This is a genomic window from Longimicrobiales bacterium (genome assembly GCA_035764935.1).
Lineage (GTDB): Bacteria > Gemmatimonadota > Gemmatimonadetes > Longimicrobiales > RSA9 > DASTYK01.
Map to the genome: position 1 here is coordinate 1 of DASTYK010000051.1, position 21,025 is coordinate 21,025.

The window sequence follows — 21,025 nt, forward strand, 5'->3', positions numbered from 1 at the left end:
GGCGTCGTGTAGCCGGGCAGTGTCATCTCGGTTCCGGGCACGGTCGCACCGTACGCGGACTTGCTCAGCACGAGGAAGTCGCCGACCAGCAGGGTGTCCTCCATCGAGCCGGAGATCACCGTCCAGGTCTGGATGACGAAGGTGCGGATGACGAGGAAGAGCAGGAACCCGATGAACAGCGACTTGGTCCATTCCCAGGCGGAGCGGCCGAGGGTGCGCTCCTGCTGCTGCGCCGTGGGGGGCCGGGACTGCTTTGTCTGCGACCGGTTGCGGTTCGAGGTGGCCATGGGTCCAGCGGTTCGGGGGTACGGCCGGTCAGCGGCCGCCACTCTCAGAGATACGCTCCTGAACACCTGATGTTTCGCCTTTCATCCCGCCGTGGCAAGTGGCGCAGGGTATCCGCTGGCATTCCGCGCCCCCTTGTGTCATGATCCGGACGGAACCAGTGCTCCCGGAATTCGCATGTCGACGACCGAAGCCCCCGTAATTCGTGCACCCCGTGGTTCGACGCTCCGCTGCCGCGGATGGCAGCAGGAGGCGGCGCTGCGGATGCTGATGAACAACCTGGACCCGGAGGTGGCGGAGCGGCCGCAGGACCTCGTCGTGTATGGCGGTACGGGCAAGGCTGCGCGGGACTGGGCCAGCTTCGAGGCGATCGTCCGCACGCTGGAGACGCTGGGCGACGACGAGACACTGCTGGTCCAGAGCGGCCGGCCGGTGGGCGTGTTCCGCACACACGCGCACGCGCCGCGGGTGCTGATCGCCAACGCCAACCTGGTCGGTGACTGGGCGACTTGGGAGCAGTTCCGCGAGCTGGAGCGGGCCGGCCTGACGATGTACGGCCAGATGACGGCGGGCTCCTGGATCTACATCGGCACGCAGGGGATCCTGCAGGGGACGTACGAGACGTTCGGCGCAGTGGCGCGTCAGCAGTTCGGCGGATCGCTGAAGGGCAGGTGGGTGCTGACCGGGGGGATGGGCGGCATGGGCGGTGCCCAGCCGCTGGCCGCGACCATGAACGAGGGGGCGGTCCTCTGCGTGGAGGTCGACCCGGCCCGCATCCAGCGCCGGATCCAGCAGCGCTACTGCGACCGGATGACCCACGACCTCGACGAGGCGCTGGAGTGGGTGCGGGGCGCGGCATCCCGGGGCGAGGCACTGTCGGTCGGGCTGGTCGGCAACTGTGCCGAGGTACTGCCGGAGCTGGTGCGCCGGCGCGTGGTCCCGGATGTGCTCACGGACCAGACGTCCGCCCACGACGAGCTGAACGGGTATGTCCCCGCAGGACTCTCGCTCGAGGAGGCGGACGATCTCCGCACGCGCGATCCCGCGACATACGTGCATCGCTCGATGGAGTCGATGGCCGTGCACTGTCGCGCGATGGTCGAGCTGATGCGCCTGGGGGCCGTAACGTTCGACTACGGCAACAACCTGCGCGGCCAGGCGAAGCAGGCCGGCTACCAGGATGCGTTCGCGTTTCCGGGCTTCGTGCCTGCGTATGTCCGGCCGCTGTTCTGCGAGGGGAAGGGGCCGTTCCGCTGGGCGGCGCTGTCAGGTGACCCGGCGGATATCCGTCGCACGGATGAGCTGGTGCTGGAGCTGTTCCCCGAGGACGAGCACCTGAAGCGCTGGATCCGGATGGCGCAGGAGCGCGTCGCGTTCCAGGGGCTGCCGGCGCGCATCTGCTGGCTGGGCCAGGGCGCGCGCGCGAAGTTCGGCGTCGCGCTGAACGACCTGGTGGCGAGCGGTGAACTGTCCGCGCCGATCGTGATCGGTCGCGACCATCTCGACACCGGTTCCGTCGCCTCGCCGTACCGCGAGACCGAGGCGATGAAGGACGGCAGCGATGCGATCGCCGACTGGGCGATTCTCAACGCCCTCCTGAACGTGGCGAGCGGGGCGAGCTGGGTGTCGTTCCACCATGGCGGCGGCGTCGGCATCGGCCGGTCGCTGCACGCGGGACAGGTGATCGTCGCGGACGGCACGGCGGACATGCGCGAGCGGCTCGAGCGTGTGCTGACGAACGATCCGGGCATCGGCGTGGCGCGCCATGCGGATGCGGGGTACGAGATTGCAATCGAGACCGCGCAGCGGCATGGAATTCGTCTGCCGATGCGCGAGCAGGGCTGATACAGCGAACAACATCCAGGAGTGAGATGACCGAAGATCTACTGCGCCGTGCGGGCGCACGGCTGGACGAGAACGGCGACGAGGAGGCGGAGAAGCAGGAGTCGCCGGAGCGCGCCAACCCCGCAATGCTGACGGAAACCGTGCGCGACCGGCTGTTCAAGTCGCGCACGCTGATCATCAGTGGCGAGATCAACCAGAAGCTGGCCGCGCAGGTGATGGGTCAGCTCCTCGCGATGTCGGCGGAGTCGGAGGACCCGATCACGATCTTCGTGAACTCGCAGGGAGGCCACGTCGAGTCGGGTGACACGATCCACGACATGATCCGCTTCATCACTGCGCCGGTTCGCATGGTCGGCACCGGCTGGGTTGCGAGCGCTGGTGCCCTGATCTATGTCGCCGTGCCGAAGGAGCAGCGCTTTTCGCTGCCGAATACGCGTTACCTGCTGCATCAGCCGTGGGGCGGTGCGCGCGGCAGTGCCGCGGACATCGAGATCGAAGCGCGCGAGATCGTGAAGATGCGCGAGAGGCTGAACCGCGTATTCGCGGAGCAGACGGGGCAGCCGCTGGAGAAGATCGTGGACGACACGCGCCGCAACTTCTGGCTCTCGGCAGAAGCGGCAGTCGATTACGGCCTGGTCGGCACGATCATCCGCAGCCGTTCCGAGTTGAAGTAAAGGGCGTGCGACGCTGCACCGGCGGATTGCAGCGTCGCATTCTTCCTCTCCCCTCCTGATGTCGACGATTCTCGTTCCCGAGCTGCTCTGGCAGCATGGCCGCTTCGTGCGTGACCGCGCCCTCGTGGTGGAGGGTGACCGCATAGCGGCGATCGTTCCGGCGGAGCGGGCCGGGCATGAGGCGCGCCGGCTGCCGCGACGGGCACTGATGCCGGGTTTCGTCAATGCGCACTCGCACGCGTTCCAGCGGCTGATCCGTGGTCGCACGCAATGGCGGCCCGCCAATGACCGAAGAGCGGACTTCTGGAGCTGGCGCGAGGAGATGTACCGCGCCGCACTGCTGCTCTCGCCCGAGCAGGTGGAGGCGGTCTCCGCGTTCTGTTTCCTGGAGATGCTCAAGGCCGGTTACACGTCCGTGGGCGAGTTCCACTACCTGCACAACGACAGGAGTGGGGCGCCGTACGACGATCCCGCCGAGCTCGCCCGGCGCATCCTGGCCGCCGCGCGCAGTGTCGGCATCCGCATCGCGCTGCTGCACGTGGCCTACGCGACGAGCGGCATCGGCCAGCCGCTGCGCCCCGAGCAGCGCCGCTTCGCCACGCCGACGCTGGACGGGTTCCTCCGTGTGGTGGACGCATTGCGCGAGTCGGCCGCAGGCGACCCGCTGGTCAGTGTCGGCGTTGCGCCGCACAGCATCCGCGCGGTGCCGCGCGAGTGGCTGCCGGCCGTCCATGCGTATGCGGAGCAGTACGGCCTGCCGTTGCACATGCACGTCAGCGAGCAGCCCGCGGAAGTCGATGCCGCGCTCGCGGCGTTCGGCCTGCGCCCTGTGGAGCTGCTGGAACAGGACGGGCTGCTCGACGACCGTTTCACCGCGGTCCACGCGACGCACCTGGCGGCCCACGAGGTGAACCTGCTCGGCAACACCGCCGTAACGGTGTGCGCCTGCCCTACCACTGAACGGGATCTCGGCGACGGGTTCCTGCAGGCAGACAACCTTCTGACCGCGGGCGCGCGCATTGCAATCGGAACGGACAGCCAGAGCATCATCGACCCGTTCGAGGAAGTGCGCCTGATCGAATACCACGAGCGGCTGCAGCGCCTGCGGCGGATCGTGCTGCTGCCGCCGGGCGCGGACGGCGCCGCGGACCCCGGCTCCCTGCTGCTCGACATCGGCACGCGCGCGGGTGCGAAGGCATTGCGCCTCGATGCGGGCCGGCTCGAAGCGGGCGCACTCGCGGATTTCATTGCCGTGGACCTGGACCATATCGCTCTCGCGGGCTGCGACGCGGATTCCCTCGCGGCGCACCTCACGCTGGGCGGGCGCGCAGAATGCGTGAGTGACGTGTGGACCGGCGGCATACAGCGGGTCGCCGATCGCAGCCATGCGGACGAAGAGCGGCTGCGCGCTGCATTCGGGGTCGCGGTGAGGTCGTGATGAGATGCGTTGCAGCCGCTCCCCACCGCCGGGTGGTCGACTGATGGCGAGCATCCAGCTCGGCCGTATCGCCGGCTTCCGCTTCGGCGTCGACTACTCCTGGTTCATCATCTTCTTCCTGATCCTCTGGTCGTTCACGGCAGGCGTGTTCCCGGCCCAGGTGCCCGGCCTGGGTGATGGCGTATACATCGCGATGGGCGTGATCGGCACGCTGCTCTTCTTCGCCTCACTCGTGCTGCACGAGCTGGCGCATGCCGTGATCGCACGCAGGCGCGGCGTCGAAGTCGAGAGCATCACGCTGTTCCTGCTGGGCGGTGTCGCCCGTACGCGCGGCGAGGCGAGCACCCCGGGCGACGAGTTCCGGATCGCCGCGGTGGGCCCGCTGATGAGCCTGCTGATCGGAACGGTGCTGTTCGGCCTCGCGCTGGTTTCTCGCGGCGCCGGCTGGCACCCCGCCGTCGTCGTCGTGCTGCAGTACATCGCAGTGCTCAACTTCGTGCTGGCGGTGTTCAACCTGCTGCCGGGGTTCCCGCTCGACGGCGGCCGCGTTCTGCGCGCGGCGGTGTGGCACTTCACGGGTGATGCGACCAGGGCGACGCGCGTGGCGGCGATGTCCGGGCGTGCGATGGCGTGGATCCTGTTCGCGCTCGGCGCGTTCGAGATCTTCGGCGGTGCACTGCTGGGCGGTGTGTGGCTGATCCTGATCGGCTGGTTCATCCGCAATGCCGCGGACGCCGGCTACCAGCAGCACATGCTGCGCTCGACGCTGGGCAGTGTGCTCGCCCGCGACACCATGACACCGGCGCCACGCACGATCGAGTCGCACCTCACCCTGGAGCGGCTGGTGGGCGAGTACTTCATGCACACGCGTTACCTCTCGTTCCCGGTCGTTGACGGCGAGCGCCCGCTGGGCATCATCACCCTGAACCAGGTGAAGGCGGTGCCGCGTGACGACTGGCCGCACCGCACGGTTGCGGATACGATGACGAAACTCGACGAGGGCATCGTCGTGTCCGGAACGGACTCGCTGCTCACGGTGATGCAGCGGTTGCAGGCGTCGCCTGTCAGGCGGCTTCTCGTGGTCGAGCGCGACACGCTAGCCGGATACATCACCGCGCACGACGTCGCCGGCTGGATCGAGAAGAGCGGCATTCTCAAGGGGGAGCGGAAGCGTGGCTGACACGCGTGACGTGATACCGGAGGACCGGCTGCCGCCGGGGTTCGCCGAGCGGATCGACAACCCACCGGCCGAGCCGGCCGTACCCGCACCCTCGGCCACGGTGGTGCTCGCGCGCCCCGGTCACGGCGGGCCGGAAGTCCTGTTGCTCAAGCGGCTGCGCACGAGTGGCTTCGTGCCCGGCGCGTTCGTCTTTCCGGGCGGGCGCGTGGACGCCGCGGATTCCAGTGTCGACCTGATCGCGCGGACCGTCGGCATGACGGCCGAGCCCGAGCCTGCCTACTGGATGGCAGCGGCGCGCGAGGCGTTCGAAGAGACCGGGCTCCTGCTCGGCGTGCGTACGGACGGGACGTCGTGTGCCCGGGGCGACGGAGGGCTCGAACGCTGGCGCGAGAAGCTGCTCGCCGACCAGGCAACGCTGATAGACGTGCTGAGGACCGAGGATGTCAGGCTCGACTTCCGCCGCACTGCATACTGCGCGCACTGGATCACGCCGGTCGCCGAGCCACGGCGCTACGACACTCGCTTCTTTCTTGCGGAGGTCCCGCGCGAGTGCCTGGCGGTCATCGATGCACGCGAGATGAGCGCGAGCGTCTGGCTGCGGCCTGCCGACGCACTCGAGCGGTTCCACCGCGGTGAGCTGCCCATGGTGTTTCCAACCGCCCGCACACTCCACGAGCTGTCACGCTTCACCACGATCGACGATGCGCTGGCTCACTACCGCTCTGCGACGATACGTGCGATCCAGCCACGCCTGGTTCGCCGCGATGGCGGGATCGGCATGGAGCTGGACGACCTGGAGGAGGACGTATGAAGTCGCGGCCCGCGACACTCGGTGAGCTGAAGGCGAGCGGCTACCGTTCGCGCACCGTGAAGGACGAGATGCGCACGAACCTGCTGCGCAAGCTGCGCAGCGGCGAAACGCTGTTCCCCGGCATCGTCGGGTACGAGGACACCGTCGTGCCGCACATCGTGAACGCGCTGCTCGCCCGGCAGAACTTCATCCTGCTCGGGCTGCGAGGGCAGGCGAAAAGCCGGATCATCCGCCAGCTGGTCAACCTGCTGGACGAGGAGATCCCGATCATCGCCGGCAGCGAAGTGAACGACGACCCGCTCGAGCCGATCTCCAAGTTCGCCCGGCAGATGATCGAGGAGGACGGCGACAGTGCGCCGATCGCGTGGGTGGGGCGTGACGCCCGCTTCGTCGAAAAGCTGGCGACGCCCGACGTCACCATCGCGGACATCATCGGCGACGTCGATCCGATCAAGGCCGCGCGTGGCGGGCACCTGCTCTCCGACGAGCTGACCATCCACTACGGGCTGCTGCCGCGCGCCAACCGTGGCATCTTCGCCGTCAACGAGCTGCCCGACCTCGCCGGGCGCATCCAGGTCGGGCTCTTCAACATCATGCAGGAAGGCGACGTCCAGATCAAAGGCTACCCGGTCCGTCTTCCGCTCGACGTGCAGCTCGTGTTCACGGCGAACCCCGAGGACTACACCGCGCGCGGCAAGATCATCACGCCGCTCAAGGACCGCATCGGCGCCGAGATCATGACGCATTATCCGGAGAGCGTGGACGCCGGGATGCAGATCACGGCGCAGGAGGCGTGGCTCGAGCGGGGTGAGCTGCCCGTCGACGTACCGCAGATCGTCGCGGAGCTGATCGAGCGCGTCGCGTTCCTGGCGCGTGCGGACCGCCGCATCGACCAGCGCAGCGGCGTCAGCCAGCGCATGCCGATCAGTGTACTGGAATCGGCCGTCTCCAATGCGGAGCGGCGGGCGCTGATGGTCGACGAGGAGGTGATCGCGGCCAGGCCGAGCGACGTGTACGCCGCGCTGCCCGCGATCACCGGAAAGATGGAGCTGGAGTACGAGGGTGAGCTGGTCGGCGCCGACCGGATCGCCCGCGAGCTGATCTCGCGCGCATGTGCCGACATCCTCGAGGAGCGCGGCGGCCAGATGGTCGAAAACGATCTCGAGGACGTCGTCGACTACTTCGATCGCGGTGGTGTGCTGCAGCTCGGTGACACGGCGGGCGCGTCTGCCTCGCTGGAGGGGTTCCGCACGGTGACGGGGCTGGTCGAAGCGGTCGAGAAGCTCGCGCTGGTGCAGCTGCCGGCGAGCGATGGCGCGACGGTGGCCGCGTGTGAGCTGATCTTGGAAGCACTGGTCGCGGAGCGCCGGCTGTCACGCAGTGAGACGGGCAGCTACTCGCGAGCGGCACGGCGACCGCCGCCGCAGCAGGGGCCGGCGGGGCCGATCGAGATCTGAACGGAAGGGGCCCTGGGCCCGGGGCCTGGGCCGGGGCCCGGGGTGGACGGCGGGAACGGCGGGAACGGCGGGACCGGCGGGAACGGCGGGAATGGCGGGACGTCTGCGCCGTACGGCGCGTCCGCTATCCGAGCACTGCGTGCAGCAGCCGCTGCTGACCGCGCGGCAGCGTGAAATTCGCGCGCGCCTGCGGCTCGTACCATGCGCGCCGGGGAGTGGGTCGCAAGGCGAAGGTGCCGGCGACCTGGAACGCCTGGTACTCCTCGATGCGGTGTGAGAAGACGTGCCGGACGGTGGCCACCGGCTCGTCGCTGTGCAGTGTGACGTCGTTGCGCCGTGTCACCGTCCGCGCCACGCCGAGCGCGGCATCCTCGGGTGCGGTTCCGTTCTCCGCAGTTCGCGCAGGCAGCTCCCACATGCCGGCGAGCAGGCCGGTATCAGGTCGTCGTGTGAGCAGGATGCGGCCCTTCGGGTCGCGCAGCACGGCGACCCCGACACTGACCACCGGCACATCCGGCTTCTTCTTCGGAGCGGGGCGTTGCTTCTGTGTCCCCTTCCGGTAAGCGGCGCAGTGCGCCGTCACCGGGCAGGTGGTGCATTCCGGCGAGCGCGGTGTGCAGACCGTGGCGCCGAGCTCCATCAGTGCCTGGTTGAATTCGCCCGGTCGATCCCGCGAAACGAGGGCGGCAGTTTCCGTGCGCAGTGCCCGACCCTCCAGGTCACGATCCAGCAGCCGTGACATCACCCGTCGCACGTTGCCGTCGACGGCGGGCTCGGCGTGGCCGTATACGATGCTCGCGATCGCGCCGGCCGTGTAGTCGCCGATGCCGGGCAGCGTACGCAGACCTTCTGCGCTGTCCGGCATCTCACCCGCATGACGCTCACGCACCACCCGCGCTGCCGCGTGCAGGTTCCGAGCGCGGGAGTAGTAGCCGAGGCCTTCCCACATCTTGAGCACGTCATCGATGTCGGCGTCGGCGAGGTGTTCCAGCGTGGGGAAGCGGGCGAGCCAGCGCTGATAGTACGGGATCGCGGCTGCGACACGTGTCTGCTGGAGCATGATCTCGCTGACCCAGACACGGTACGGATCCCGTGTTTCGCGCCAGGGCAGGGAACGGCCGTGCTGGTCGAACCAGGCGAGGAGTGACTGCTGGAAGCGGTGCGTCTGCATGGTGGCGCGGATCGTAACGGGCCCGGCGGCGCAGGGGAAGCCAGCAGCCTTTCACTGCCCACCCGCCATGCCCCCGCGGATTTCTGCTATACTAGGAGATCGACCCTCCGGCGGAGGCCCGGTCATGCGCTACACCACCTATTCCAAGTATACCGGCTCCGTCCTGGATGCCCTGAACATCCAGGACCTGCTGGAGCGGCTCGCGGATTTCCTGCTGCAGAGCGGGTTCGAGGGCGGGCCGCACTACCACCCGTGGTGGGGGTGGAGCGGGGAGGAGGGGGAGGACAGATCGCTGGACGCGCTCAAGGAGGCGCTGCTGCAGGCGCTGATCGAGAGCGGCCAGCTCACACCGGAGATGCTCGCCGAGCTGCGTGGTGAAGGTGACGGTGACGAGGAGACGCGGCGCGCGATCGCGGAGCTGCTGGACGAGCTGGTGCGGCGCCTGGTGGAAGAAGGCTACCTGAACACCAGCCAGGCACCCCAGATGCCGACCGGTCACACGGAGATGACCGGCACGGTGGACGATGCCCGCAAGGCCGCGCAGCAGGTCGAGTTCAACCTCACGCAGAAAGGCATCGACTTTCTCGGCTACCGCACGCTGAAGAACCTGCTCGGAGCCCTGGGCCGCAGCAGCCTGGGCTCGCACGACACGCCTCACCTCGCAACGGGAGTGGAAGCGGAGGCGGCACCGAAGACGTACGAGTTCGGCGACACGCTCAACCTCGACATCCCCGCAACGCTGTCCAACGCGCTTGCACGTGAAGGGATGCGTGTCCCGCTGAACCTGGAGTACGACGACCTGATGGTGCACCAGGCGGAGTACCGGAGCTCCTGCGCGACGGTGCTGATGCTGGACATCTCGCACTCCATGATCCTGTACGGGGAGGATCGCTTTACGCCGGCGAAGAAGGTGGCACTGGCGCTGTCGCACCTGATCCGCACGCAGTATCCCGGCGACACGCTGCGCGTGGTGACGTTCGGCGACCGGGCGCAGGAGATCCCGATCGGGGAGCTGCCGCACGCGAAGGTGGGCCCGTTCCACACCAACACGGCGGAGGGGCTGAAGCTGGCGCGTCGCATCCTTCTCTCCCAGAAGAAGGACATGCGCCAGATCGTGATGATCACCGACGGCAAGCCGAGCGCGATCACGGTGGGGCAGGACCGCGTGTACAAGAACCCGGCCGGCCTCGATCCGCGGGTGATCAAGGAGACGCTGCACGAGGTCGCCGCGTGCAGAAAGGCGGGCATCCTGATCAACACGTTCATGCTCGCGCGCGAGCGCGCACTCGTGCAGTTCGTCAGCAAGGTCTGCGAGATGGCGCGTGGCAAGGCGTACTTCACGAATACGGTGACGCTGGGCGAGTATGTGATGCGCGACTTCCTGCGCCGCCGGACGTCCCGGGGCTGAGCGGGGCTGGCCTGATTTTCGCCCTTGCCACTGGCCCGGCGCGCGGCGGCGTCGCATTCTGCAGCGCGAACCCTGACGGCAACCAGCGACAACGGGCTCTTGCATGACGTGGTGGGAAGCGATCCTTCTGGGCGTGGTACAGGGAATCACAGAGTTCTTCCCCGTGTCCAGCTCCGGACACCTCGTCATGTCACAGCACCTTCTCGGCCTCTCCGTGCCGGGGATCGGCTTCGAGGTCGCCGTGCACGTCGCCACGCTGATCTCGGTGCTGATCGTTTACCGCCACAAGGTGTTCAGGCTGCTGCGCGGGGCCATCGGCATGGAGGAGGAGTCCGCCTGGCCGTACCTGCTGAAGCTGGTGCTGGCCTCCGTGCCGGCAGCAATCGTCGGCCTGGCATTCAAGGACTGGTTCGAGGAGCGGTTCGACGATCCCGTGTTCGCGGGCACCATGCTGCTCGTGACGGGCATGCTGGTATGGTCGAGCCGCTGGACGCGCGCGGAGCGTGCACCGTCGTGGAAGGAATTCATCCCGCTCGTTCTTGCGACGATCGTGGCGCTGCTGCTTGGCTCGTTCGCCGCGTTCCTGGTGGTGAGCGCAATCCTGCTGGTGATCTTTGCACTGTCCCGGGCGACAGCCCGTCACGAGTGGAAGCAGGAGCCGACGTGGGGCGGCGCGCTGATGATGGGTATCGCGCAGGCGTGCGCCATCCTGCCCGGCATAACACGCTCCGGGTCGACGGTGGTCACAGGGCTGTGGCGGCGGATCGATCCTGTCGCCGCGGCGGAGTTCTCCTTCCTGATGTCGATCCCGGCGATCATCGGTGCGGCCGTTCTGTCGCTGCCCGAGATGGCCGAGGGTGGTGCACAGGTAGCGACTGTGCCCCTCGTCGCGGGGTTCCTCGCATCCGGCATCGCGGGGGTGCTCGCGATACGCTGGTTCGTCGCGCTCCTGGCGAAGCAGAACTTCTACGTGTTCTCATACTACTGCTGGCTGGCGGGTACGCTCTTTCTGCTGACCCTCTAGCAGGCAGCGCAGCGGGATAACGAAGCGGCCCCGCAGCCAGTCGCTGCGGGGCCGTCGTGCATTCCGTTCTGCCAGCGCCGATCAGGCCGCGGCGGCTACTGTCGTTGCTGCGCCTCCGTCGTGACCGCACTCGCCGGTGTGCTGACCGGCATGTCGTTCCAGCTCATCAGCGAGTTCCAGACAAGCGGGATCTCGTGATGGTTGAGGAACCGGTGGAGCGGGTTGAACGAGAACGCGACCACGCGGCCCTGACCGACCGGGACGTCGAAGATCGCGCCCTGGCCGACGATCACGTTCTCGTTGCGGACCATGCCGGACAACACGTAGCGGCTGTCGTCGCCGGAGCGTTCAGCGCGAGCCGGGCCTGTGGATTCCGGCCGTTCGTCCGCGGCGGCCCGTGTCTCGGGCATCCCCATCATCTCGCCCGCAGGCTCGGGCCGTTCATCGGCAGCCGGCCTGGTGCCGTACTGTGCGACGACCAGGTCGCGGTCGCGGCGGTCCACGGCGAACAGGGGGCCGTTGCCGCGGAAGAGGTGGAACGTCTCGGGATAGCCGTACATGACCGGGTGCTCCGGCCGACGCGCTTTCGCGGTCACCACGGACCCCGGGTGGAACAGGTTGCCGGTCGGCCGCTCGCTCAGCTGCCGGGCGAGGCCGCCGTCGGACGCCAGCCGGGTAGGATTGCCGAGCGTGACGAGCATGCCACCGCCCTCGATGAAGCGCTGCAGGCCGGCCAGCCCCTCGAAGCCCATGCCGCCCGTCATGTCAGCGGTGGAGTCGGGCGTGCCGTGCGACGGGAACTCGGCTGTCCTGGTGAATGGCATCGGTCCCCACTTCCGGTCGATGCCGTGCACGAGCTGCTCCAGCTCACCGCGCACCTGGGGGACCAGTATGACATCGAAGCGGCTGCGCAGGTTGCCGGCGCGCAGGTCGTCCTTGTCGATCGAGGTGTACGGCACGCCGTACTGCTCGAGGGTGAAGCGCGCCCAGCCTTCGTCCTGGGTGTTGTACCAGGTGTGGTAGACGGCGACGCGCGGGACGTCAGCCGCGTGGCGCGGCACGTTGGGCGCGCGGTTCGTTGCAACGAGATCGACGCCGAAGCGCTGCGCGAGCTGCTGTGCGACGTCACGCGACGCACCGCTGATCACGAGGCTGCCGGCGGGGAAGGAGTCGCGTCCGACCGTGAACGCAGAGCGTGCGACCTCGGCCGTCGCGCCCTGTCCGTTCTCCGCGAGCCAGTACAGCGCGGGCAGCAGCTCGCCCTGGCCGGTGTGCGCGGCCACGTGGATGCTGCCGTTGCCGCGCACGCCGCCGGCGTACGCAACCGTGTCGGTCAGCAGCGCCAGGTCGTCCCACTCGAAGATGCCGGGATCGTCGACCGGCTCGACGTCGACGCCATACAGGTAGCCGAGCGTCCAGGCGATGTCGTCGTAGGGCGGGTGCTCGGCGTCCTCCGGGAAGTCCTGCTTCGTGAGCAGGGTCACGGCCAGGTCGCGATACGGCTGATCGAGGCGCACGACGAAGTCGCCGTCGCGACGCTGGTGCACTTCGATTGCCTGCCTCTGGAGCTGGTTCACGAGGTACGCCGTGCGCCGCGGGTCGCGCTGCTCGTCGAAGCCGGGGATGACGAAGCCGTGCGGTGCCTTGGTCTGCCCGCGCGTGATGCTGTTGCTTCCCTTCTGCCAGAAGTTGCGCAGCAGCAGGTCGCCGTTCTCCGCGGTGAACAGCAGCGACGCGAGCACGCCGGCCTGCATGTAGTTGGTGTTGTTGCGCAGAGACCAGCGCACCTTCGCCGTGGGCGGCCAGTGACGGTACCACTGGCGGCTGGTCACCGGATCACCTGCATACCGCTGGTTCGACAGGTCGCGCACGTAGGTCTCTGCGCCGGCGTTGCCGAACGTCTCGTAGAAGCGTGCGATGCTGTTGTGGTTGTTGGCCACCCAGGCCGCGTAGCCCGGCCACCAGCCGTCGAAGAAGCCCCAGTGCCAGACACCCGGCATGTTCTGCGCGGACAGGCGCGTGATGTCGTTGTTCGCGAACAGCTGCCACTCGCCGACCACGATCGGGTCGTTTTCGTGGTTGTAGGGACCGGTGCCGGTCGAGATGTAGAGCAGCGGCACCGACTCGTGCAGATCGTGGATGACGAGCGGGTGCCAGTCGTAGTACGCGCGGAAGAGTGCCCTGGTCAGCTCCTGCGAAACCTGGATGCCATCCCGGTTGTTGTCGTGGACGACGTACTTGCCCCAGTACGGTGTCGAGCGTGGGAACCCGTCGTCGAACGTCTCGCGTCCCCTGGTGTAGCGGTTGTACCAGTCGACCTGGCGGTCGCGACCGTCCGGCTCCGCGACGGGGTTGATGATGGTGATGACCTCGTTGCGGATGCGTGCGACGTCGGGGTCGTCGCTCACGGCGAGCCGGTATGCGAGCTCCGGCAACATCTCCGGCGGCCCCATCTCCGGGGAGTGCAGTCCGCCGTTCAGCATGTAGATCGGCTTCGCATCGGCGATCACGGCGTCCACTTCCGTGGCTGCCAGCGTGCGCGGATCGGCGAGCCGCGCGAGCTGCGAGCGGTAGTGGTCGAGTCGCTGCATGGTCTGCTCGTCGGTGACGATGACGAGCAGGATCTCACGACCTTCCTCGCTGGTGCCGATCGTCTCCACGCGCACGCGCGGTGTGGCCGCGGCAAGGGCGCGATAGTAGGCGTACAGCTCGTCCGTCGAATGCATGACGCCCGGCGCGCCGGAGATCACGCCGAAATGGTCCCTGGGCGACGGGACCGTCGGATGGTCCGGCAGGGTCGAGACCGTGGTCGACAGGAAGAGCGTGTCCGTCGTGTACTCACGGATGAGACGGCCGTATTCCTCGTCGAGTGGCAGTCGCTGCTGTGCAGCCGCGGGCAGGGCGGCCACGAGCAGCGCGAGGAGAACGGACGACGGACGCAGGACGGCGCGTCGCATGGCGGCTCCTGGTGCGATGGGGTCGTTTGACGTCGAGGGTAGGAGGGATTGATAGGGCGCGGCGGCTGTCCTGCGCAAGTTGATCCGCCGGGGGACCATCCATACGTTCGGAGTTTTACGGGAATGCTGTCATGAGCTCATCGGAATCGATCCACCTCACACCGCCCGCGCGGCTCGCCTGTTTCGGCGCAGATTCGACGCCGGCCACGGTCGAGCTGCTCGAGCGACCCTTTTCCTGGCGGATGACGCGTGCCCTGCTGGCCGCCGGTATCGGCCTCGGGCTCGCGCCGGTCGCCGCCATTGTACCGCCCCATATCCCGTGGGCCGGCGCCGCACTCATTGGCGGCGGCGTGATCGCACGCGGCCGCTGGATCGAGCGCTACACGCTCGCCCGGATCGAGGGGACCTGCCCACGCTGCAGTGGTGCCATCAAGATGACGCCCGCCCGGCGCCTGAAGGACCCGGAGTCGATCACGTGCGGCAACTGCGGCGAGACCGTGCTGGTGGAGGTCGAAATCCCCGGCAGCTAGGGGAACACCGGCCGTCGCTCCGGCACTGCTCGTTCGGCCCCCTGCACCCCTTCGGCCCGACCGGAACGATGCTTGCAACCTCCACTGGAGCAAGTAGTTGCAACCACTGGAGGTCCGATGGAGCACAGGGACGCAGGCGAACGGAACGGGCGCCGGGGGGAACATCACGCCACGGCAGGCACGGAGCAACGGACGCAGCCAGGCCAGGATAATGGCGATGACCGCGTGCGGCGGGCCGCTCGCGGCGTCTCGTCGGCCGTGCACAGGAACAAGGGCACCGTCGCCGCTGCGGGACTCGCCGCGAGCTCCATAGCCATGATCGCGGGGGGCATGAACCCCGCCGCCGAGGCTCCTGCGCAGGCGGCACTGGAAGGGCTGGCAGACGCGTCGGAGACGGTCCGGCGCGAGGTGGTGCCCGCCTCGGCCGCGTTCGACCTGCCGAAGCACGAACACGAGAACATCGACTTCTTCGTCGAGTTCCTGGCCGGCGACAAGCACGAGCGGACGGGTGAATGGCTCGAGCGGATCGGCAAGTACGGGCCGATGATCCAGGAAGAGCTGCGCGCGCGGGGCATGCCGCAGGACCTGCTGTACCTCACGATGATCGAGAGCGGCTTCGATCCGAACGCGTACTCGTCGGCGCACGCGGCCGGCCTCTGGCAGTTCATCGAGGAGACCGGCGAGCGCTACGGGCTGGAAGTTTCCGAGTACGTCGACGAGCGGCGTGACCCGGTCAAGGCGACCGGCGCTGCACTCACGTACCTGCAGGAGATGCACGACCGTTTCGACAGCTGGTTCCTCTCGGCGGCTGGCTACAACACCGGCGAGAACCGCGTGGGCCGGCTGATGCGCGAGATCACCGGCTCGGAGCAGGGCTCCGAGGACGATTACTGGAAGATCTGGCCGCGACTGCCGCGCGAGACGCGCGACTACGTGCCGCTCATGCTGGCCGCTCGCGAGATCGCTTCACAGCCCGAAAAGTACGGTTTCACCAGTGTCGAGCTGCAGGAGCCGCTCGCCTTCGACGAGGTCCTCGTTCCCGGCGGCACGCCCCTCTCGGATGTGGCCGCCGCCGCGGGCGTGAACCAGGCGGTGGTCGAGGACCTGAACCCGCACTTCGTCAAGAAGATGACGCCGCCGGGACGTGAGATGGCTGTGCGCGTTCCCGTTGGAATGCAGCAGCAGGTCGCGGCCGCCTTCGAGCAGCCGACCGGCGTTGCGGAACGCGACCTGGCCGACTGACGACTAGCGCAGCACGGTTGCCCGGCTGCCGAGCCATGCCTCGCGGAAGGCGATCGCATCGGCGGCCGGGTTGTCGACCGGCACGACAACCAGCGTCTCGTCCTCCTGGATCGTGATCGGCCGCGTCAGCACCTCACCCCGGATCTCGTAGGTCACCGTCGTGCGCGTGCCAGGCGCCATCGCGGCGACGAGCTGCTGCAGCTGGTCGGCGCTGGCGACAGTCGTCTCCCCGAGTGCTCGAATGATCGCTCCCTGGTCCACGCCGGCATCGTAGAGCGGCGTATCGATGCGCGTCGCCGTTGCGACCAGCACCCCGCCCCCCGGTGCGTCTTCCAGGCGGGTCGGTCCCAGCCACGGCACGCCCGGGCGCGCCAGCCGGACCTCCGCGCCGGCCGGCTGCAGGAGCCGCGCGTAGTCGGGCGCTTCACGTCCCTCGATGTAGCGCTGGAAGAACTCGTTCGCGAACCGCCGGTTTCCGGTCACGTCCGCGAGCGCGGTCCGCAGGTCGGCGATCGTGTAATTGTCGAAGGACCGGCCGTGACGCTGCCACAGCTCGCGCATGTAGTCGTCCAGCGTGATCCCGTCGAAGCGCGTGCGCAGCTCGAGGTCGAGCGCGAGCCCGATGCCGGCGCCCCACGTGTAGTACGAGATGAACGTGTTGCCGCGGTTGTTCGGATCGATGGACACTGCCGCGTCGACGAACGGGGCCTGCATACTCATCTCGACGGGAGAAAAGAAGCGGCGGCCCCTGCCGTTCACCACGGCGTTGATGGTGCCGCTCAGGCCGCCCAGGTACTGCTCGTCGTCTAGCACGCCCGCGCGTCGCATCGTGAGGTCGTCGTAGTAGCTGGTGAACCCCTCACCGAACCACAGCTCGCCCGACATGTTCGCCTCCTCGAAGTCGAACGGCTCGAGTGCAGCGCTGCGCAGCCGCTCCATGTTCCAGGCGTGGAAGAACTCGTGTGCCACGGTGCCGAGCAGGCCGGTCATGTTGTCGGCGAGCGACGAGGACGAGGTCAGGATCGTCGAGTTCCGGTGCTCCATCCCGTCGCCGGCGGCCCAGGGCAGGTAGCAGGCGATAAAGGTGTACTCGCCGTAATCGAACCGGGGGTACTCGCCGAAGACTGCCGCCTGCTCCGCCGCGATGGCCCACGTCTGTTCGGCGTAGGAGCGGGCTTCCGCCTCCGTGCCGAGGTGATGCAGCGCGATGCGCAGCGTCTGCGTGCGGCCGTCCTGCCTGACTTCGTGCTCGAGCACGGTGTGGTCGCTCAGCTCGGTCGGGCTGTCGAGGAAGTACGCCAGGTCGGGCGCGGTGAACGTGGTCGCCTCCGCGGTGGGCACCAGCTGCGTGGCGACGCGCCAGCCGGAGCCGTCAGGGATGTCGAACGTCACGCGGATCGGGCGCTCCCCGGTGTTGCGCGCCCACATGAACGTTGCCGGCATGTTCAGGTGCGCATGCGTGTTGTCCACTGCCGCGTACGTCCCGTCGGCGCGGTCCGCGAACAGGGTGTAGCGCACCCGGACCGTGCCGTCGTGCCCGGCCACGTTCCACTGGTGCACATTCGGCCGGCTGACCTCGAGCGTGTCGCCGGCTGCACTGGTAGCGACGACGTCGTACACGTTCTTCGCGAACTCGTGCAGCGCGTAGCGTCCCGGCGATGACCGGCTCATGCGCAGCTCCAGCGGCTGTGGCGGCAGGTTACGGTACTCGATCAACACCTGCGCCTCGTGATGCAGCGCATTCGGGAAGGAGATGCGGTACACCGTCGTGTCCTGCGCCGCTGCGGGTATCGCCGCCAGCAGAAGCGCGCAGAGCGCGCCGAACAGCGTCATCGGCCTGGAAACCGTCATGTGTGCCTGCTGAGATCGGGTATCGCGGCGCCTGCGCACGTGCCGGTGCCGTCCTGCGCCAAGAATGTCCATGCCGCGGGGGCAGTGCAACCCGACCGTGCGAGGGGTGGCCATCAGGGGTATTATGCGGCTGCCACGCCAACTGGAACGAAGTCGAGAGGAAGCGAACTGGTGAAGCGAGCCGTCGTAGCGATACTGCTGGTGACAGGTGCAGGTCCCGCCTCCGCGCAGGAGCCATCCGAAACGACGAGGGGGGACAGCGTTTTCCGGATCGAGATGATCCGCGTCGAGACGGCGCGGCCGGCGACGACGGCAGGCGGTGCGGCCGCGGTCGAGGTGAACCTCGACTCACTCCACGTGGCGCCGGTGTCGACGGTCGCGGATGTGCTGCGCGGGCTGCCGCTGGTGCAGGTGCGCACCAACTCGCGCGGCGAGGTGCAGTTCGCGCTGCGCGGCTCGGGAACCGATACGCGGCAGGCGGCAGTGCTCGTCGACGGCATCCCGCTCACGCTGGGGTGGGACGCGCGCACAGACCTGTCCGTGATTCCGACCACGGCCGCGCGCACACTCACGCTGACGCGCGGAGCTCCCTCCGTGCTGTACGGTCCGAACGCGCTCGGTGGTGTCGTGACGATCGGCGTCGTCTCCACGCTCGGCCCGGACGAACGGCCATCGCTCGAGCTCGGCAGCGGGATCGATCACACCGGAGGGCATGCGCTTTCTGCGACCGGCACGGCGCCGCTGGACATCAGCGGCGGCACACTCGTGGTGCGCGGTGGCGCCGGGTACCGGGAGCGTGATGCGCTGCTGCGCGCGGAGGATGTGCCGGTCACCTGGAGCGGCGATGCCGACGAGCTGCCGAACAGCGACGTGCGGCAGGTCGATGGGTTCCTCGGCGCACGCTACACCGCCGATGGCGGCGCCTGGATGTCGCTGTCCACGTTCGGCTTCGATGCGGTCCGCGGCGTTCTGCCGGAGCTGCATTCGAGCGAGCCGCGGCTGTGGCGCTACCCGAACGTGTCGCGCGTCGTTACCGGGCTGTCCGGCGGGACCGGCATACGGAACGCAATCGCCGGCGGAACGGGCGACCTGGAGGCGGCTGTCGGGGTCGACGTGGGCAGCACCGACATCGACAGCTACCGCACACTGGCGTATGACGCTCTCGATGGGCAGGAGCAGGGTGACGACCGCACGCTGACACTGCGCCTGCTCGGTGATCACACGCTGGGTGACAGCGGCAATCTGAGTGGCGCGCTGACTTGGGCGGAGATCAGGCACGACGAGCGCATCGATGCGGGACCGGAGGTGCGCTACCGTCAGCGCCTCTGGAGCGCCGCGCTGGAGAGCACCATCAGGATCGGTGACGTGGTCGGCCTGCGCGACGCCCGACTCACCGTCGGCGGGGTAGTCGACGGAGCCGATACGCCGGAAACAGGTGGCCGGCCCGAACAGGAGGCACTGCGCGCGTGGGGCGCGCGCGTCGGTGCGACGGCCGTGGCGGCGGACGGGGGGCTGCTGCTGCACGCTGCAGCCAGCCGGCGGGCGCGCTTTCCGGCGCTGCGCGAGCTGTACTCCGGCGCGCTCGGCCGCTTCGAGCCGAACCCGGAGCTCGAGCCGGAGCGGCTGGTCGTCGGTGAGCTCGGAGCGACGATGCGCCTCGGTAGAGCAGAGGTGCAGGCGGTCGGCTTCACGCACCGGTTGAGCGACGCTGTCGTACGGGTCAGCACTTCCGCCGGCAACTTCCAGCGGGTGAACCGGGACGAGATGCGCAGCTACGGCGTCGAGCTGCTCGCGCTGATCCCGTTCGGACCGCTGCAGATCGCAGCGGACGCGACCTTCCAGGATGTCGAGCTGCGCGACCCCACGACACCGGAAGACGAGGCCGAGCCGGAGTACCAGCCTGCCTTTGTCGCCGGGCTCAACGTCAGTGCTCCGCTGCTCGCCGGCATCGGGGGTGCCGTGCAGCTCCGCCACACGGGCAGGCAGTACTGCGTGAACCCCGATGTGGGAGGCAACGAGGAGCTCGCCGCGTGGACACGCGTGGATGCGCAGCTGTCCCGCGGCTTCGGCGTGCGGCAGGGCGGGCTGCTCTCGCGCGGTCAGGTCACGCTCGCGCTCGACAACGCTACCGACTCGGCGCTGTACGACCAGTGCGGGCTCCCGCAGCCCGGGCGCACGCTGCGGTTGCAGCTGCGGTTGTTCTGATGATGCGCGGCCCCGTTCTGCTGCTGTTCCTCGACGGGGTCGGTCTTGCGTCGGAAGACGAGCACAACCCGTTCGCACACGCGCGACTGCCCGTGCTGCGCTCTCTGCTGGGCGGCGCGCCGCCGCTGGCGGAACATGCCGGCCTGCAGACGTCGCATGCATCGCTCCATGCACTCGATGCGGTGCTCGGCATGGCGGGGCTGCCGCAGAGCGGTACCGGACAGGCGGCGCTCTTCACGGGTGTCGACGCGATCGCACTGCATGGCCGGCACTTCGGCCCGTGGGTCCCCACGGCGCTGCGGCCGATGCTCGCCGAGCAGAACCTGCTCGTCCGATCACAGGCGGAGGGCCGCGACGTCGCGTTCGCGAACGCCTATCCGGAGGAAGCGGTGGCAATGCTGCGTGACGGTGCACGCAGGCTTCCCTCGTTCCTGCGTGCCGGGCCGCCGATCGCCGCGCACGCTGCCGGGCTGCTGACGCTGCACACGCGCGAGCTCGCACAGGGCGCCGCCGTGGCGAGCGAGATCACGAACACCGGGTGGCGCGAGAAGCTGCAGCGCGATGTACCGGACATCACGCCGGCGCAGGCGGGTCACAACCTGGCCGGGATCGTCCGTGCGCACGACCTGACGATGTTTGCGCATTACCAGACGGACACGGTCGGGCATACACGCGAGCTGGGGCCCGCCATCGCCGCTCTCGAGAAGGTGGACGCGTTCATCGGTGGGTTGCTGGATGCACTGCCGGAGAACGCGATCGTCGTGATCGCCAGCGATCACGGGAACATCGAGGATGTCCGCATGCAGCACACACGCAATCCCGCCCTCGGCATGGTGATCGGGCCGGTGGCAGGACGTGCGGAGCTGGGCGCGATCACGGACGTTGCGCCGTTCATACAGCGGGTCCTGCGAGGAACCTGAAGTCAGTTCGTGCGGCCCGGCGACCGG

16 protein-coding genes are annotated in these 21,025 nt (G+C 68.4%); 12 read left to right on the forward strand and 4 right to left on the reverse strand.

Features of this window, described 5'->3' with window-relative positions; translation table 11 throughout:
* Positions 1–287: S26 family signal peptidase (locus VFU06_03790; protein HEU5208512.1), on the reverse strand; the 287-nt coding region annotated here is incomplete at its 3' end.
* Between the two features lie 175 nt (positions 288–462).
* Between VFU06_03790 and hutU the strand changes: the two genes are divergently transcribed.
* Genes hutU through VFU06_03820 form a run of 6 tightly spaced genes read left to right on the forward strand, consistent with a single transcriptional unit; the run spans position 463 to position 7,690 of the window.
* The gene (gene hutU / locus VFU06_03795) at positions 463–2,130 is read left to right on the forward strand and encodes a urocanate hydratase (GenBank protein HEU5208513.1); all 1,668 of its coding nucleotides are present in this window, start codon (positions 463–465) and stop codon (positions 2,128–2,130) included.
* A gap of 26 nt (positions 2,131–2,156) precedes the next feature.
* On the forward strand, positions 2,157–2,804 hold the full coding sequence (locus VFU06_03800; GenBank protein HEU5208514.1) for an ATP-dependent Clp protease proteolytic subunit: 648 nt from the start codon (positions 2,157–2,159) through the stop codon (positions 2,802–2,804).
* Positions 2,805–2,862: 58 nt separating this feature from the next.
* Entirely contained in the window at positions 2,863–4,242 is a 1,380-nt protein-coding gene (locus tag VFU06_03805; protein HEU5208515.1) for a formimidoylglutamate deiminase, read from the forward strand.
* A 43-nt stretch (positions 4,243–4,285) separates the two neighbouring features.
* A complete protein-coding gene (locus VFU06_03810) occupies positions 4,286–5,422 on the forward strand; it encodes a site-2 protease family protein (protein ID HEU5208516.1) in 1,137 nt (378 codons plus the stop codon).
* Positions 5,415–6,233, forward strand: coding sequence for an NUDIX domain-containing protein (locus VFU06_03815; GenBank protein HEU5208517.1), 819 nt, complete (start codon positions 5,415–5,417; stop codon positions 6,231–6,233). Before VFU06_03810 ends, VFU06_03815 begins: the two co-directional genes overlap by 8 nt.
* Entirely contained in the window at positions 6,230–7,690 is a 1,461-nt protein-coding gene (locus tag VFU06_03820; GenBank protein HEU5208518.1) for a hypothetical protein, read from the forward strand. Before VFU06_03815 ends, VFU06_03820 begins: the two co-directional genes overlap by 4 nt.
* 124 nt (positions 7,691–7,814) lie before the next feature.
* Here the strand turns inward: VFU06_03820 and mutY are convergent, their stop codons facing one another.
* Entirely contained in the window at positions 7,815–8,861 is a 1,047-nt protein-coding gene (gene mutY / locus VFU06_03825; GenBank protein ID HEU5208519.1) for an A/G-specific adenine glycosylase, read from the reverse strand.
* A 124-nt stretch (positions 8,862–8,985) separates the two neighbouring features.
* Here mutY and VFU06_03830 point away from each other — a divergent pair, with 124 nt between their 5' ends.
* Both VFU06_03830 and VFU06_03835 read left to right on the forward strand, forming a co-directional pair.
* The gene (locus tag VFU06_03830; protein ID HEU5208520.1) at positions 8,986–10,269 is read left to right on the forward strand and encodes a VWA domain-containing protein; all 1,284 of its coding nucleotides are present in this window, start codon (positions 8,986–8,988) and stop codon (positions 10,267–10,269) included.
* 103 nt (positions 10,270–10,372) lie between these two features.
* Complete coding sequence (locus VFU06_03835) at positions 10,373–11,293, forward strand: undecaprenyl-diphosphate phosphatase (protein ID HEU5208521.1); 921 nt, start codon at positions 10,373–10,375, stop codon at positions 11,291–11,293.
* 95 nt (positions 11,294–11,388) lie between these two features.
* Here the strand turns inward: VFU06_03835 and VFU06_03840 are convergent, their stop codons facing one another.
* A complete protein-coding gene (locus tag VFU06_03840; GenBank protein ID HEU5208522.1) occupies positions 11,389–14,250 on the reverse strand; it encodes a M14 family zinc carboxypeptidase in 2,862 nt (953 codons plus the stop codon).
* Between the two features lie 131 nt (positions 14,251–14,381).
* On the opposite strand from VFU06_03840, the gene VFU06_03845 reads away from it, so the two are divergent.
* Both VFU06_03845 and VFU06_03850 read left to right on the forward strand, forming a co-directional pair.
* Complete coding sequence (locus VFU06_03845; GenBank protein ID HEU5208523.1) at positions 14,382–14,780, forward strand: hypothetical protein; 399 nt, start codon at positions 14,382–14,384, stop codon at positions 14,778–14,780.
* A 225-nt stretch (positions 14,781–15,005) separates the two neighbouring features.
* Positions 15,006–16,022 (forward strand): lytic transglycosylase domain-containing protein, encoded by a 1,017-nt coding sequence (locus tag VFU06_03850; GenBank protein HEU5208524.1) that lies wholly within the window; start codon positions 15,006–15,008, stop codon positions 16,020–16,022.
* A gap of 3 nt (positions 16,023–16,025) precedes the next feature.
* On the opposite strand, the gene VFU06_03855 is transcribed toward VFU06_03850, so the two are convergent.
* Positions 16,026–17,873 (reverse strand): hypothetical protein, encoded by a 1,848-nt coding sequence (locus VFU06_03855; GenBank protein ID HEU5208525.1) that lies wholly within the window; start codon positions 17,871–17,873, stop codon positions 16,026–16,028.
* A gap of 171 nt (positions 17,874–18,044) precedes the next feature.
* Between VFU06_03855 and VFU06_03860 the strand changes: the two genes are divergently transcribed.
* Together VFU06_03860 and VFU06_03865 are read left to right on the forward strand one after the other, a co-directional pair.
* Positions 18,045–20,078 carry a TonB-dependent receptor gene (locus tag VFU06_03860; GenBank protein ID HEU5208526.1) on the forward strand — a complete coding sequence of 678 codons (2,034 nt, stop codon included), beginning with the start codon at positions 18,045–18,047 and terminating at the stop codon, positions 20,076–20,078.
* Positions 20,078–20,998, forward strand: coding sequence for an alkaline phosphatase family protein (locus VFU06_03865; GenBank protein HEU5208527.1), 921 nt, complete (start codon positions 20,078–20,080; stop codon positions 20,996–20,998). The genes VFU06_03860 and VFU06_03865 overlap by 1 nt, the downstream gene beginning before the upstream one ends.
* Positions 20,999–21,025 lie beyond the last annotated feature (27 nt).